Origin of the sequence: Enterococcus sp. DIV0712 (assembly GCF_050554855.1) — a bacterium.
Taxonomy (GTDB): Bacteria; Bacillota; Bacilli; order Lactobacillales; family Enterococcaceae; genus Enterococcus; species Enterococcus faecalis.
In genome coordinates this window covers 389947-403747 of the sequence record NZ_CP187333.1, presented here as the reverse complement: position 1 = coordinate 403747, position 13801 = coordinate 389947, and the positions used below count along the sequence as shown (strand labels likewise).

Genomic DNA, 13801 nt, shown 5'->3' with positions numbered 1-13801 from the left:
TGTTTTTTAAAGAATTTCTTTTATTTTCGTTACTTCTTCTTCTGATAAGCCATGACCGCCATCCACTAGTAAAAAGTCGACTGGAAAATGTTTCTTTAATTGATTAGCTAAAGAAAGAACTTGTCCCGGAATACTCAACTCATCCTGAGCCCCTGTTGTGACAATCACTTTTGTCGCAAACTCACCAGATACATATTGATAGCCTAAATTGCTTGGATGCAGTAAAATAACAGTGTTAGCAATAGTCGGGTTCTTTTCTAACAGGCCTAAAATAAAATTGGCACCGTTAGAGTACCCTATAAAAATAACTTCATCGTATAACTTTTGCGGTTGCCAAACTTCTTCTAGAAACGCCGTCACTCGCTCATCAAAGTTAGCACGAGGTAATGCTCCATTGACTAATGGCGCAAAAAAGCGTCGCTGTTCGCCTACACCTTCTGTCCCTAAGTAACTTAGAACACTCGCTTCTGGGTAAAGGGTTGCGATGGTGGTTAATAATTGATATTCATTGCCACCAGTACCATGGAAAGCGACAACTAATTGATTAGGTTTCGACCCTTTTTGAAAAAATTGTTTCATTTAATAAACCTCCAAGAAAGGAATTTTACTATGTATGCACAAATTCATCACATCTCTATTTTAAATCGATTGATAAAGCCTACATTTGACTTCTATCATAATACACTGGGATTAAAATTACTAATGAAAACGATCAACCAAGACGATCACACCATGTATCACTTGTTTTTCTCAGATAATGAGCAACGAACAGGTACCGAATTAACTTTTTTTGAATTGAATGATGGCCAAGATCAATCCTTTGGGACAAATACGATTGAACGAACTATTTTAAAAGTACCAACGCGCGCCTCTTTGGATTTTTGGGCAGAACGTCTTGAGCAAGCGGGTATCTGCCACTATGGTGTGGAAACATTTAACCAACACCCAATTTTGCGTTTTGAAGCGCCCGATAATACGCAAATGGCGCTTGTTCCGTTACGTGAATTTGAAAATGCGGAAGATTATTTTCCAGCTGAGCATGCTGAAATTCCAGTAGAACATGCAATTTTAGGCATTGATGCAATTCAATTACGCGTCCAATATGCCGCAGCTACCAAACAACCTTTAGTGGATTATTTACATTGGCATGAAAAAGAAACAGTACCTTTTTTTGAAACTGCGCATGAAGTAACTGTTCTGGAAAATCATCATCCACAGTTTTATCAAGAGGTGCATATCATTGATGACCGTACCAATCCGCTTGCCATTGAAGGAATTGGTGGCGTTCATCACGTCGCCTTTGGGGTGGAAGATACGCAAGAATTAACGCAAGTTGACAGCCTGTTGGATGAAAAGAATTTTACAAACTCAGGAATTAAAGACCGTGAATTTTTCAAATCATTGTATTTTAGAGAACCGAACCACTTGTTATTTGAAGTAGCCACACAAAAAGGCCTGCTAGATGCCGAAGCCTATGAAAATCAAAGTTCAAACTTTGATGAAATCCCCCTTTATTTGCCTCACTTTTTGGCAGATCAAAGAGAACGAATCGAAGCGATTTTAGCACAACAACGCCATGAGTAAACAAAAATAGCGGTTCTAACCGCTATTTTTGTTTTTTAATATCCTATTATTGCCCTTTTTTGAAAAAAAGGAGTACACTAATAGTAGATGAACTGCGCAAGGAGGTGAGTACATGTTATCTAAGGAAGAAGTTCTACACTTATTGAACGAAGCAAAAAAAGAAGTCGATCGTTTAGAAACAAACCGCCAAGAAGATTTAGGTAATTCAATCAACTATATTGAAAATGAATTACAGCTCCAACGTGTCTTATCTCAAGTGGAAGCTTATGAAAAAGTACTTGGTTAATTGATTACGTATTAAATGAGAGAGGAGCAACCAGATTCAGGTGAATGAATCTGGTTGCTCCTCTCTCATTTTTTACTAGACTAATTCGTAAGCAAGTTCTCGTGCAATAATTTTTGCGGTTGTTTCAGCGATTTCTCCAGTAAAGCCAATGCATTGTTCCATATGTTCAGGTGAACCCATCGTCATTTTACTTGTCAAAATACTGCAGCAAACCACTCGATGCTTTTGTCGAAAACTTTGATGCAATTCGTTGGCTAAAGCCATCGTTTTATTTACTTGTTCTCCTTTGGCTTCTGTCCGACCAAAAAAGTAGCCCAGACACATAACCCCGCCTGAAAGAGCACCACAAATACACTTCGCTCCTCCAACACCTACAGGAAACCCAGAAGCCATGGCCACAGCTTCAATGGGAATCTCCGCATCGAAGTGTTGCCGAATGGTCGCCACAATCGCTTCCGAGCAATAAAAATCACCGTTACGATAATAGGCTTCCGCTTCTTCCCTGATTGCTTGTAAACAAATTCTCTTTTTCAAAATGCCCTCCATTCTGTATCCGCTTTCATTTTATGAATAAATGGATGCCAAGCATCCCTTTATTTTATAGATTTTCTGCAGAGGTAAATACTTCTGACACATCATCATCGTCTTCTAACTTGTCAACCAAGCGCTCTAATTGCGCTTTTTGTTCATCGTTCAAGGTTAGTAAGGTTTGCGGAACCATTGTTAATTCAGCTTGTGCTAATGAATAACCTGCTTGTTCTAAAGCATCGCGAACCGCTGTAAAATCTTCTGGTGCTGTGTAAATTTCAAATACTTCTGGTGATGTTTCTAAATCCTCGCCGCCTGCTTCCAAAACGACTTCTAGCATGTCGTCTTCCTCAATTGCATGATCTTCTCGCTTAATGACAATATAGCCTTTACGATCAAACATATAATTCACCGAACCCGTTTCACCTAAAGAGCCACCATTTCGAGTAAACGCGACGCGAACATTGGTGGCCGTTCGGTTGCGGTTATCTGTTAGTGCATGAACTAAAACTGCCACGCCACCTGGCCCGTATCCTTCATAAGTTACCTCGTCATAATGTTCCCCTTCCCCAGCACTACTGGCTTTTTTTATGGCGCGAGCAATATTATCATTGGGCATATTGGCTGACTTAGCTTTATCGACTGCTAAACGTAAAGCAGGATTCATTGCGGGGTCAGGGCCACCTGCTTTTGCCGCCATATAGATTTCCCTTGAAACTTTTTGGAAAATTTTCCCACGTTTGGCATCTTGCGCATTTTTACGCCCTTGAATGTTGCTCCATTTGCTGTGTCCTGACATCCTTGATTCCTCCTGACTTTTCGTTACTATTCTCCTTTATTCTACTCTTCTTTTCAGTTAGGAACAAGCGCTACCAAAAAAAGGCCCTCGCTTATCCACCTTTCTGACGAATAAACGAAGCTCTTCTAAATTAGCGTCTTCTTTTTTTATTTTTCTTCAAACCATGAACCACCAAACAAATAACGATGGCTGTCAAAGCACCCATGGAATCCAACATAACATCTTGAAAAAGAGGGGTCCTTCCGCCTGTGATCATTTGATGAAATTCATCTAAACCTGCATAGCCAGTAGCAGCTAGCCAGGAAACAACAGCTGTTAAAAACAGACCTTTGATTCTTGGCACTAATCCAATAAACCAACTACCACCTAATAGAAAATACGTACCAAAATGGGCTCCCTTACGAATAAAAAATTCAACAAATTTACTATAACCACTAGCTTGAATGCTCACTTCACTGCCAGCATATTGAAAAGAAATATTTTTTAATTGTTCTTCAAAAGGATGACTGCTCAGAAGTTTATCTAAAAGACCAACTTGTGATTGCTGTTCATACGTCTGTGATGAACTGAAAAATAAAATGGCCATAATTACAAACGCAATGACTAAATATAAATTACTATCTTTCAAATAATTTTTCATATAATCCTCTTTTCTTGGTTTCAAGTTGCCCCGTGCCTGCCACGGAAAATTCTTTTTTATTATAGTCGGTTTCGAGGGAAAAAGAAACAACTTCTCTTAGGTCTTATGATATACTGAAAAGAAAAAAATGAAAGAAGGATTGGATATGACCTATTCTATTACATGGGATTTAGACAGTATTTTCCCCAATGGGAGCGAGTCCAAAGAACTTAGCCAACGAATGACTCAATTAACCGAACAGACAAAAGAGTACCATCAATTAATCACAGAATGGACACCAGAAAGTGCCCAAGGCAAAGAACAATTTGCTGAAATCTTAACGTTACAAGGGAAAATCTCAAATGGCTTTTCACAATGTAATAGTTTTTTAACTGCTTTAATTTCTGCTAATACTAATGATACCAAGGCCAAAATTTTATCAGGCGATTTATACAATCTGTTGCCAGCGATTCAATTAGCTGAAACCATTTTTACTAAAAAAATCACCGAGATTTCAGCAGAACATTGGCAAGCCCTGTTAGCCGAAGAACCGTTCAAAACAATGGCTTTTCGCTTAAATGAATTACGCCGTGATGGAAAAAAACTGCTTTCCGAACAAGAAGAAAATATCATCAATACGCTTTCTCTAGATGGGTTAAACGCTTGGAGTACACATTACGATACGATTGTTGCTTCCATCGTGATTCCTTTTGAAGAAAAAGATGGCTCTGTGACAGAACTATCTGCAGGCCAAGCCTTTAACCGCATGATGGGAGATCCTGATAAAAAGGTTCGTCAACGTTTGTTTACAGCCTGGGAGAAAGCTTGGAGTGGCAAAGCTTCAATTTTAGCAGACACCCTAAATCACTTGGATGGGTTCCGTTTATCTGATTACAAATTGCATGGCACTACAGATTATTTAGAAAATCCCTTAAACTATAATCGAATGAGTCAAGAAACATTAACGGTTATGTGGGAAACCATCCAAAAAAATAAACAACCATTCGTCGACTTTCTAACGCGCAAAGCGCAATTATTCGGTAAAGAAAAAATGGATTGGCAAGACCAAGATGCACCAATTATTTTAGGTGATTTAGAAGAAAAAACGTATTCCTTTGATCAAGCCGCTGCCTTTATTTTAGAAAATTTCCGTAAATTCAGTCCGAAAATGGCCGATTTTGCCCAAATGGCTTTTGAAAAAAGTTGGATTGAAGCTGAAGATCGTCCAGGCAAACGTCCTGGGGGTTATTGTACAGAATTACCTGAAACACAAGAGTCGCGGATTTTCATGACCTTTGGCAATTCAATCAACGAAGTAGCTACTTTAGCCCATGAATTAGGTCACGCTTTCCATAGTAGCGTGATGTGGGATTTACCTTCATTGAATCGAGAGTATGCCATGAACGTAGCAGAAACAGCTAGTACCTTTGCAGAATTGATTGTTGCTGACGCCACCTTAAAAGAGGCCAAATCAGATGTTGAAAAGATTAACCTTTTAGACACAAAAATGCAAAATGCCATTGCCATGTTTATGAACATTCATGCGCGTTTTATCTTTGAAAATAATTTTTATCAAGCGCGCCAAAAAGGTTTAGTAGCGGAAGAAGATATTACTGAATTAATGTTAGCGGCGCAAAAAGAAAGCTACAAAGATAGTCTTGGCAGTTATCATCCTCATTTCTGGGCGAGCAAATTGCACTTCTTTATTGATGATGTGCCTTTCTATAATTTCCCATATACTTTTGGCTATCTATTCAGCATGGGTATCTATGCGTATGCCAATCAACAAGGCAGCTCTTTTGAAGACCAATACATTGCGTTATTAAGAGACACTGCTTCGATGACAAGCGAAGAATTAGCGAAAAAACATTTAAATGTTGACTTAACAAAACCTGATTTCTGGCAAGCCGGCATTGATCAAGTCCTAAAAGATGTGGAACAATTCATGACTTTAACTGAAAACTATGTAAACTAAGCAAAAAAGAAGCAGTAACCAACATCAGGTTACTGCTTCTCTTTTTTTCAAATAGTTTCGATACGCAAGGTAGCCCACAAGCATTAGTCCAAACGTAACAAATTCAACTACGGGCATGGCTAACCAAACACCGGTTAATCCTAGTAATTTCACCAAAATAAATAAAACTGGCACAATTAAAAAGAATCCACGCAAAGAGGAAATCATTAGCGCCATTTTCGGTTTACGAACTGCCGAAAAGTAATAAATCCCCATAAAATTCAATCCTGTAAACAAGAAGGAAATCGCATATAAGCGGATGGCTGTCCTAGCAATTTGCGCCAACTGGTCGTTCCCTTCGCTATTAAAGACCTCAATAATTTGTCCCGTAAACACTTGACTGATTAAAAAGAACAGGAAGCCGGCGACCAAGTACGTAATAAAGCTAAGTTTAACAAATTTACGCAACACCTTCGTTTCCCCTAAACCATAGTATCGGCTGAGTAATGGTTGCGCCCCTTGCCCAATCCCTGTAAAAATGGCAATCACAATAATATTGAGATTGGCAACAATCGCATAAGCTGAAATCGCCACATGACCAACTAAGTTTAACAAAACAATATTAAATAAAAACATGACAAAGGCCGAAGAAAATTCATTTAAAAAGGAGGAAAAACCAATCGACATAATTTCTCGAACATCCTGAAATTTCACTTTAAACTTTTCAAAACGTAAAACTCGTTGCGGCGACCACTTATGCAACGTAATCAGGATTAAGCTTGTTAAAGGTGACATCACCGTTGCAATGGCCGCACCTGCCATGCCCCACCCAAATTGATAAATAAAGACATAGTCCAAAATAATATTGACAATTCCCCCACTGACAAAAGCAATCGTTGCCAAACGAGGATTATGGTCATTTCTTAAAAAAGTAATCAGGCAATTGTTTAAAATAAATAATAATGAACAGCTGAGGTAAATCATATAATATTCCTTTGCCAAACCAAACAAGACACCGGTCCCCTGAAGTCCCCGAATAATTTGATCGGAAAAAATCAAGCTCGCTAAAGTAAAGAGACTCCCTATAACGAAAACTAACCCAATCGTTAAACTAAAATACTGATTGGCTTTTTTGATTTCTTTTTGCGCAACCGTGGTCGAAAACAACGTAGCGCCGCCAACGCCAAACATCCAACCTAATCCATTAATAATATTAACGAGTGGTAAGACAATGTTAAGCCCCGCCAACGCCTCGGTGCCGATTCCATTTGCAATGAAAAATGTGTCCGCCAAAATAAAAATTGATTGCGCCGCCATACTTAAAATTCCTAACAGAACATTTTTATAAAACAACGCAGTAAAATGGTTTTGCTGTGTTTGCTCCATACCCAAATCTCCTTCTAACAAAAAAAGGACTCATTCTTTTTGCTTCAAGGCTTACGCAAAAATCAGAATCCTTCAACTATTCAACCCAGCGATTAAATAATCTGTCTATTTATTGATACTTCTAGGGTAGCATTCTCTCTTCGAAAAAACAACCATCCTTTTATTTTTCTCATTTTAAACTTTCTTAAGCAGTTGCAGTTGTTTTTGAACCACTTGCCAATCTTCTTTCACGACTTCTTTTAAACGATAATTATAAAAGACAGCCGCTGGATGGAAGAGTGGAATGATTTGATAGGTTTTCTGCGTCCAATGATAATTTTGTGATTGCTCATCAAATGTTTGAATGGGCGACTGAATGACCGTTCCGTGCACTGCAGTGATTGTTGGCTTTGGTCCTAAAAGTCGTTGCAACCCAATATTCCCCAGTGTCAAAATTAGTTCAGGTTGGCAAACAGCGATTTCCCAATCAAGCAAAGGCGCAAAAATTTTGATTTCTTCTTTGGTTGGGGTTCGATTAGGAAATTTGGTTACTCTTTCTCCCGTTTTTGTAATCTGCTTCGTTTTTACAGAAAAAGGCCGACTCCTAACCGCACTGGTGATATACACCGTTTCACGACTTAAGCCAATTTGTTGTAATTGTTCCATCAACAATTGACCTGAACGCCCTATAAATGGTACGTTTTCTTTAATTTCTTCTTTTCCAGGGGCTTCCCCAATCAGCATCACTTTTGGCTGTTGCGGGCCTTGGCCTTCCACAAACCCTTCTAATGGTAAGTCTTTCGCTTTAGCTAAAACTGCTTGTTTCAGATGTTCAGGATAGTGCATTTACCATCACGCCTCTCTTCTGGTGTTCTTCCTTTGCTATATTGATTATAAATAAGGCCCAAAAGAAACTCAAAAAAGGAGCCTACTCATTTAGGAGCTGGTTTTTCTACACACAAAGCTTTGTCTTTAGCTAGATAAAAAGGCCGTAAGTAACCAACTAAATTAGACATTGGTAAAACCTCCGATGGTAAATCGATCTTTAATGTCTCCTTTAAATAGGCTTTGCGTGTCGCAATCCGTTGCCACATGTCTGGATAAGTTTGCTGAATCTCTTTTTGCAGTGTTTCATCAGCCAAAGCCACACATTCTTCTGCACTCACCCCTGTATAACCAGGTACAGAAGGAATAATATCCACTTGAAAGAGCATGCCACTTTCCAAGCGAATGGCTGAATCTGGATAAATAGGCGACGACATCCATTCATCATCCGAAACTAAATGCCCAGGATTCAAATGCCAGTGATAGATTTCTTTTGGTAACTGTTCTTCAATCGCTTGGTACATTTCTCGCCCTAACAGTCCGATTCGAATGGTTTCAAGCCAGTGAACGACAGCTTGAAAATAGGGTTTTGCTACGCGCTCTAAATAATCACGTTGCGCTTCTGGCAATTGCTGCTCGTTTTCAATAACAAAACCTGTTCGGCTAGACAAGCCGCCTTTGTAGCCTGTAGTTAATGATAAGGCATCACCTAACTGAATTTCTTTGGCAGTCGGATACATGTTTGCATATTCAAAACGTTGACCAGTTGCCGCAATGGTTACTACCGTCGGCGTTTGACCTTCATCATTTAACAAAGCCCCAATGTCCGTTTCACGCTGTCCTATTTCAATTGCATTTAAGGCCTTTAACATACTGCGAGAAGCCAAATTCGCCCCATATTCATAGTGCGCCAATTCGTTAGCATTATTTGTTGCGCGAGCCCCCTTTGCTCCAATCAATAAGTGGGTCCCATTTAGTAAACGAGCTTCTTTCGGCAGCGCTTTTTTCAGTGCTTCGACAATAAAATGTGGCACATCAAACATAGTAGCAGGTTCTTGCTGTTGTGTCGTAAACATTTTCCACCCAACGATACCTATTTTTTGAGCAGTTTCATCGAGAAGCGTTTCAAAAATCTGCGACAACTTTTGTTCCCCAGCCATTGGTTGATTAGGTAGTGAAAAAGCTGGATAATGAATTAAATCGGCTGAGATGCGGGCATGTTGGCACAGTTTTAAATTTTCATTACCTAAAATAAGTGTCGCCATACCATCCTTATTTAACACAAGGAGTCCTTCTTCAAACCTCGGAATAAAGCCAGTTAAGTATTCAAAATTACTGCCATGCTCTTTGTCTGCATAGAAGACCAATTGATCGAATTTTTCTGTTTTCATTCGTTGTAATACTTTCTGCTTACGCGCCATCATCGTTTCATTCGTCAAATACGTTGGAAAAACATTCTCAAAAACAGTAGGTTCAGCAATATGTGTATAATTAATTTTTCGCTTCATTATTATCCTCCATTATTCATCTGCGACAATCAACGTTACGCCTGCTTGCGCTAATTGCTCACAGAATTTTTCATCAGGTCGTGTATCTGTCACTAAACAATCAATTTCTGTTAATTCGCAAATTTTAAATAAACCCGTTTTGTTTAATTTCGTTTGGTCTGCTAAGGCAATGACTTGTTTGCCTTGTTGAATCATTCGCCGCTTGACTTGACCTTCTTCTTCTGTGTGAATAAATAATCCTTGTTCAGATAACGCAAACACACCTAATAATGTATAGTCGGGGGCAAATTCCCCAACCTTAGCGACTGTTTCTGCCCCAAACAAAAAGAGTTGTTGTTTATGCAGTTGCCCAGGTAATACTGTAATTTTTGTCTGATCCATTTGCGCTAGAAGTAGCGCATGACTGAGAGAGTTCGTTATCGCGTGAATCGGACTATTTTCCATCGCTCGAATAGCTGCTTCCACCGTGGTTGATGAATCAAAAAAAATGGACGCTTGTTTGGGAATATTTGCCCAAACTTTTTGGGCAATGGCTTGTTTTTTCTCTGGATGCTTCATTATTCGTTGAGCATAATCATAAATAGTTGCTTCAGACTGCACTGAGATAGCGCCACCATGCGTTCTCTTTAAATGTCCTTCCTTTTCTAAACGAATTAAATCTCGCCGAATAGTATCTTTTGAAACAGAGACTTGCTCCGCTAACGCTTCCATGGAAATACTTTTTTGTTCATTCACTATTTTTTGAATCTTGGCTAAACGTTCTTCAATCAACATGCTTCCTCACCTCTTCTAAGTAAAGATAGCATCTTTTGCATTATTTTGCAAACAAATGCAAAATAATGCAAAAAAAAGACAAAAAAAACTAGTCCTTCATTTTCTAACGAAGGGCTAGTTTGAGAGTGGTTTTAATAGGTAAATTGAATAATCATGCCGCTAGGATCTTCTAACGCAAGCAAATGATCTTTGGCAATAAAATGTAACTTTGCTTCTTCCGCATTGGCTTGGACGATCTCTAAATCTGCCGCAGTTGGTAAACGGAAGGTGTAATTTTCTAAGCCAAATTGATTTTCTTGAATCGTTGGCAGCTGTTTGCCGCTCCATGTATTTGTCCCAATATGATGATGGTACTGACCCGCTGCAAAAAACTTCGCTTGTTGACCAAAGTTAGACTTTAAGCCAAACCCTAAGTTTTTATAGAACGTTTCAGTGGCATCTAAATCGGCCACTTTCAAATGAATGTGCCCAATTTTAGAACCTTCGGAAATTCCTAGCCAGTGACCGTCAGCTTCTGCAGCTAAACTATCACCGTCTAATTCTTCTGTCACACCGATAATTTCACCATTTGGACGAATATCCCAGACTTCTTCTGGTTTATCCCAATAAATTTCGATGCCATTATTTTCTGGATCACTTAAGTAAAGGGCTTCACTATAGCCATGATCTGCTGCGCCAATTTGCACATTTTCCTGCAAAAGCCACAGCAACATATTGCCTAAATCTTTGCGGGTTGGTAGCAGGAAAGCAATATGGTACAAGCCAGTGGTACCCTGATTTTCTTCCCCTGCTGTTAGTTCTTTTAAGACAAGAATTGCATCGTTGGTGCCTTGTGGCGCTAGCCAAGCACGTCCCTCTCCTTGTTTTAAAAGTTTTAAGCCAATTGTTTTCGTATAAAAGTTTACCATTTTATCTAAATCAGCCACTTTCAAAGTGACTTGTTGAATCCCAATATTACTTGGTAATGCTTGAACCATTTGCTTTCACTCCTTTCCTCTTTGTTTTACTAAAGCAATGATTTAGTTGAATTCTTTAAAACGAGCACTATCTTCCATGTATTCTTTTTCGCCAGCTGGCGCTTCAATGGAACCAATAACCATTTGTGCACGTAAATTCCAGTTTGCAGGAATTGACCATTCTGCAGCAACCGCTTCGTCAATGACTGGGTTGTAGTGTTGTAAGTTTGCGCCGATATTTTCTTGCGCTAAGGCAGTCCAAACGTTCGCTTGTGTTAAACCAGTTGCTTGTTCAGACCAAACAGGGAAGTTATCCGCATATAATGGAAAGCTATCTTGTAAGTTTTTCACGATATCTGTATCTTCAAAGAATAAAATTGTGCCCGCACCAGCTGCAAAACCTTGTAATTTAGCTTGTGTGTTTGGAAATGCTTCTGCTGGAGTTAATGGTTTTAAGGCATCTTCAGTCATTGCCCATAATTTTTTGTGAGCATCGCCGAATAAGAACACAACACGTTGTGTTTGAGAGTTAAAAGCTGTTGGACTTTCTCTAACAACTTCTTTTACTAAAGCAGTTACTTCTTCTTTTGAAATTGGTAAGTTTTCTCCTAAAGCATAGATTGAACGACGGTTTTTCATCATTTCAGTAAATTTTGACATAATATGTTCATCCTTTCGAATTTCCTCAGTAAATTCATTTAATTTTGTTTACATGCTTACTATACTACCTTACTAAAAGTAAGTAAAGCTTTTTGTCTTACTTTTTGTAAGTTTTTTTATTTTTTAGTGAAAAACCTTATTCTACCAAAGAAAAAACAACCAGCTTTTTTCTAAGAAAAAGAAAAATCTGGTTGTCGATTAATAAATGTAGAAGTCAATTGAATCGTTTTCGGCCGTTTTTCTTGAAATAAGTGTGTGGCTTTTTCCCCTAATTCCATTAATGGATGACAGATTGTTGAAAAATTTAAAATTTCACTTAATAAAGTTTGTTCCTGTCCCACTAAAAAGAGTGGTCTTTCAATAACGGCTTGAATCCCTGCGGCAATTTCATCACCGTTGGTCACAACCGCTTGGAGCGTTGGATCTTGCCCACAGTGACGTCCTACTTCACACCCATCTTCATAGGTTAAACAGTCCTTAAATAACCGATTTTCAGGAATCACTCCATAAATTTCCTGATATGCGTCAACTAAATAGCGTGCGCTTGTACTTTTTTCTGGTGCACGGTTAATCGTAATTGCCACTTCACTACATCCTTGTTGTTTCAATGCTTGGAAGACCCGCCGATAAACGGTTAAACGATCGATATAGATACTAGCATAACTAGGGTCTTCTATTTTTTCACAAAAAACAACTTGCTCTTTATATGGAGCAAACACACTTAAAGGATTTGCCTTTGACAAAACAATCATGCCATCAAACGCACCCGTGGCCATTTTTTCCAAGTAACTTTTTTCAACTTCTTTATCATAATCCGTTGGTAATAAACTGACCATCATCCCTTGTTGAAATGCTTGGTGGATAATTCCACTTAAAATAGCATCAAAATAAGGTTGATTCGTATAAGGAACCATGACACCTAATGTATTACTTTTCCCAAAGCTAAGATTTCTCGCTAATATATTGGGCTTATAGCCCAACTCATCGATAATTGCTTGGATTTTCAGTCGTTTTTCTTCAGAAACATACGGATGATGATTAATCACACGCGAAACAGTCGTAACTGAAGATCCTGAAAGGCGCGCAATTTCTCGAATTGTTGTCATACTTTCACCTCATTACTTTACAAAATTGAGTTAAATAAGGCACAATCCCTGTCCCGTAATCAACAAAACGATAAAAGGTCTCCTGCCAAGCAAAAGAAATTTCCTGAATATCCTCCTGCTGTGTCAAGTGCCACTCCGTTATCTGATGGTACGGAATTTCTTGATGCCAAATCTTATAGTATTTTTTGGGACTATTTAACTGCAGACTTTTGGCCGTCGTAGTCACCGAGACAAAATAGTAATCCATACCAAGTCTATCGCTTATCTCCACTATAACATTCATTTTCATGCCCTCCAATATTTTGATACACATAGCTTACCTTATGAAACGCGTACCAGAGCAAGAGGAAAAATAAAAAAAGTGAGACCATGTTATACTAGATGTATCATATAAAAGCAAAGGATGAGTGCAATGGAAACTGTTACAGTAGCAACAAAAAGCGACTTACTAACAAATTTGAACAAGCAAACAGATGAAATCATTATCTCGGGGGCACTTGCACAAGAAATATACCACTTAAAAAAACAACAATTAACCGAAACGGAAGAAATGGGCTTTTTAGTGGGTAGCCAAGGCGCTGGCTCATTTTTAACCTATTTAATCGAGAAGTTATCCTATATAAATTCGGAGCTATCGCCAGAAGAACAAAAAATTGAACATGCGATTTTGCGTTTGTATGTTATTAAAAAATTAACTCCAGAAACTACTTTATTACGTCTAAAACAGTTAGATTATTAAAATTTTATTTAATCAAGATAGACCAATTCCCCGCGTACAACGAGTCCCTTTCATTAATCACTTGATATAATTACCTTTATTCAAGTTCCCACCATTGT

16 protein-coding genes are annotated in these 13801 nt (G+C 38.5%); 4 read left to right on the top strand and 12 right to left on the bottom strand.

The window, feature by feature from the left end; all coding sequences use genetic code 11:
• Window positions 1-6: 6 nt before the first annotated feature.
• Window positions 7-579, bottom strand: a complete 573-nt coding sequence (locus IGL42_RS02050; RefSeq protein WP_002401236.1) for an alpha/beta hydrolase — start codon at window positions 577-579, stop codon at window positions 7-9.
• A gap of 30 nt (window positions 580-609) precedes the next feature.
• On the opposite strand from IGL42_RS02050, the gene IGL42_RS02045 reads away from it, so the two are divergent.
• Both IGL42_RS02045 and IGL42_RS02040 read left to right on the top strand, forming a co-directional pair.
• Window positions 610-1584, top strand: coding sequence for a ring-cleaving dioxygenase (locus IGL42_RS02045; RefSeq protein WP_002382960.1), 975 nt, complete (start codon window positions 610-612; stop codon window positions 1582-1584).
• A 112-nt stretch (window positions 1585-1696) separates the two neighbouring features.
• On the top strand, window positions 1697-1870 hold the full coding sequence (locus IGL42_RS02040; protein WP_002355495.1) for a hypothetical protein: 174 nt from the start codon (window positions 1697-1699) through the stop codon (window positions 1868-1870).
• 75 nt (window positions 1871-1945) lie between these two features.
• Here the strand turns inward: IGL42_RS02040 and IGL42_RS02035 are convergent, their stop codons facing one another.
• The 3 genes from IGL42_RS02035 to IGL42_RS02025 form a co-directional block, all read right to left on the bottom strand.
• A complete protein-coding gene (locus IGL42_RS02035) occupies window positions 1946-2416 on the bottom strand; it encodes a C-GCAxxG-C-C family protein (RefSeq protein WP_002384891.1) in 471 nt (156 codons plus the stop codon).
• Window positions 2417-2468: 52 nt separating this feature from the next.
• Complete coding sequence (locus IGL42_RS02030) at window positions 2469-3197, bottom strand: YebC/PmpR family DNA-binding transcriptional regulator (protein WP_002361233.1); 729 nt, start codon at window positions 3195-3197, stop codon at window positions 2469-2471.
• Between the two features lie 130 nt (window positions 3198-3327).
• Window positions 3328-3837, bottom strand: coding sequence for a VanZ family protein (locus IGL42_RS02025; RefSeq protein WP_002363134.1), 510 nt, complete (start codon window positions 3835-3837; stop codon window positions 3328-3330).
• Window positions 3838-3964: 127 nt separating this feature from the next.
• Between IGL42_RS02025 and IGL42_RS02020 the strand changes: the two genes are divergently transcribed.
• Window positions 3965-5791, top strand: coding sequence for a M3 family oligoendopeptidase (locus tag IGL42_RS02020; RefSeq protein WP_002394654.1), 1827 nt, complete (start codon window positions 3965-3967; stop codon window positions 5789-5791).
• Window positions 5792-5815: 24 nt separating this feature from the next.
• Here IGL42_RS02020 and IGL42_RS02015 read toward each other — a convergent pair whose 3' ends face one another.
• From IGL42_RS02015 to IGL42_RS01980, 8 genes are all read right to left on the bottom strand, one after another.
• Window positions 5816-7156: an MATE family efflux transporter gene (locus tag IGL42_RS02015; protein ID WP_002367982.1), complete on the bottom strand. Its 1341-nt coding sequence runs from the start codon at window positions 7154-7156 to the stop codon at window positions 5816-5818.
• A 174-nt stretch (window positions 7157-7330) separates the two neighbouring features.
• Window positions 7331-7981, bottom strand: a complete 651-nt coding sequence (locus IGL42_RS02010; protein ID WP_002373290.1) for a uracil-DNA glycosylase — start codon at window positions 7979-7981, stop codon at window positions 7331-7333.
• Between the two features lie 86 nt (window positions 7982-8067).
• Window positions 8068-9468, bottom strand: coding sequence for a M24 family metallopeptidase (locus IGL42_RS02005; protein WP_010710808.1), 1401 nt, complete (start codon window positions 9466-9468; stop codon window positions 8068-8070).
• 12 nt (window positions 9469-9480) lie between these two features.
• Window positions 9481-10242 carry a DeoR/GlpR family DNA-binding transcription regulator gene (locus IGL42_RS02000; RefSeq protein WP_002375902.1) on the bottom strand — a complete coding sequence of 254 codons (762 nt, stop codon included), beginning with the start codon at window positions 10240-10242 and terminating at the stop codon, window positions 9481-9483.
• Window positions 10243-10373: 131 nt separating this feature from the next.
• Window positions 10374-11219, bottom strand: a complete 846-nt coding sequence (locus tag IGL42_RS01995) for a VOC family protein (RefSeq protein ID WP_002358647.1) — start codon at window positions 11217-11219, stop codon at window positions 10374-10376.
• 42 nt (window positions 11220-11261) lie between these two features.
• Entirely contained in the window at window positions 11262-11858 is a 597-nt protein-coding gene (locus IGL42_RS01990) for a nitroreductase family protein (protein WP_002355475.1), read from the bottom strand.
• Window positions 11859-12028: 170 nt separating this feature from the next.
• A complete protein-coding gene (locus IGL42_RS01985; RefSeq protein WP_002355472.1) occupies window positions 12029-12964 on the bottom strand; it encodes a LacI family DNA-binding transcriptional regulator in 936 nt (311 codons plus the stop codon).
• Window positions 12965-12968: 4 nt separating this feature from the next.
• Window positions 12969-13253 carry a hypothetical protein gene (locus tag IGL42_RS01980; RefSeq protein WP_002366136.1) on the bottom strand — a complete coding sequence of 95 codons (285 nt, stop codon included), beginning with the start codon at window positions 13251-13253 and terminating at the stop codon, window positions 12969-12971.
• Window positions 13254-13367: 114 nt separating this feature from the next.
• Between IGL42_RS01980 and IGL42_RS01975 the strand changes: the two genes are divergently transcribed.
• A complete protein-coding gene (locus tag IGL42_RS01975) occupies window positions 13368-13703 on the top strand; it encodes a hypothetical protein (RefSeq protein ID WP_002355470.1) in 336 nt (111 codons plus the stop codon).
• The last annotated feature ends 98 nt before the right edge of the window (window positions 13704-13801 follow it).

What these genes read in the sequence shown, in the direction of transcription:
- IGL42_RS02050 (WP_002401236.1), bottom strand. Translation starts at nt 579, where the DNA reads ATGAAACAATTTTTTCAAAAAGGGTCGAAACCTAATCAATTAGTTGTC.
- IGL42_RS02045 (WP_002382960.1), top strand. Translation starts at nt 610, where the DNA reads ATGTATGCACAAATTCATCACATCTCTATTTTAAATCGATTGATAAAG.
- IGL42_RS02040 (WP_002355495.1), top strand. Translation starts at nt 1,697, where the DNA reads ATGTTATCTAAGGAAGAAGTTCTACACTTATTGAACGAAGCAAAAAAA.
- IGL42_RS02035 (WP_002384891.1), bottom strand. Translation starts at nt 2,416, where the DNA reads ATGGAGGGCATTTTGAAAAAGAGAATTTGTTTACAAGCAATCAGGGAA.
- IGL42_RS02030 (WP_002361233.1), bottom strand. Translation starts at nt 3,197, where the DNA reads ATGTCAGGACACAGCAAATGGAGCAACATTCAAGGGCGTAAAAATGCG.
- IGL42_RS02025 (WP_002363134.1), bottom strand. Translation starts at nt 3,837, where the DNA reads ATGAAAAATTATTTGAAAGATAGTAATTTATATTTAGTCATTGCGTTT.
- IGL42_RS02020 (WP_002394654.1), top strand. Translation starts at nt 3,965, where the DNA reads ATGAAAGAAGGATTGGATATGACCTATTCTATTACATGGGATTTAGAC.
- IGL42_RS02015 (WP_002367982.1), bottom strand. Translation starts at nt 7,156, where the DNA reads ATGGAGCAAACACAGCAAAACCATTTTACTGCGTTGTTTTATAAAAAT.
- IGL42_RS02010 (WP_002373290.1), bottom strand. Translation starts at nt 7,981, where the DNA reads ATGCACTATCCTGAACATCTGAAACAAGCAGTTTTAGCTAAAGCGAAA.
- IGL42_RS02005 (WP_010710808.1), bottom strand. Translation starts at nt 9,468, where the DNA reads ATGAAGCGAAAAATTAATTATACACATATTGCTGAACCTACTGTTTTT.
- IGL42_RS02000 (WP_002375902.1), bottom strand. Translation starts at nt 10,242, where the DNA reads ATGTTGATTGAAGAACGTTTAGCCAAGATTCAAAAAATAGTGAATGAA.
- IGL42_RS01995 (WP_002358647.1), bottom strand. Translation starts at nt 11,219, where the DNA reads ATGGTTCAAGCATTACCAAGTAATATTGGGATTCAACAAGTCACTTTG.
- IGL42_RS01990 (WP_002355475.1), bottom strand. Translation starts at nt 11,858, where the DNA reads ATGTCAAAATTTACTGAAATGATGAAAAACCGTCGTTCAATCTATGCT.
- IGL42_RS01985 (WP_002355472.1), bottom strand. Translation starts at nt 12,964, where the DNA reads ATGACAACAATTCGAGAAATTGCGCGCCTTTCAGGATCTTCAGTTACG.
- IGL42_RS01980 (WP_002366136.1), bottom strand. Translation starts at nt 13,253, where the DNA reads ATGAAAATGAATGTTATAGTGGAGATAAGCGATAGACTTGGTATGGAT.
- IGL42_RS01975 (WP_002355470.1), top strand. Translation starts at nt 13,368, where the DNA reads ATGAGTGCAATGGAAACTGTTACAGTAGCAACAAAAAGCGACTTACTA.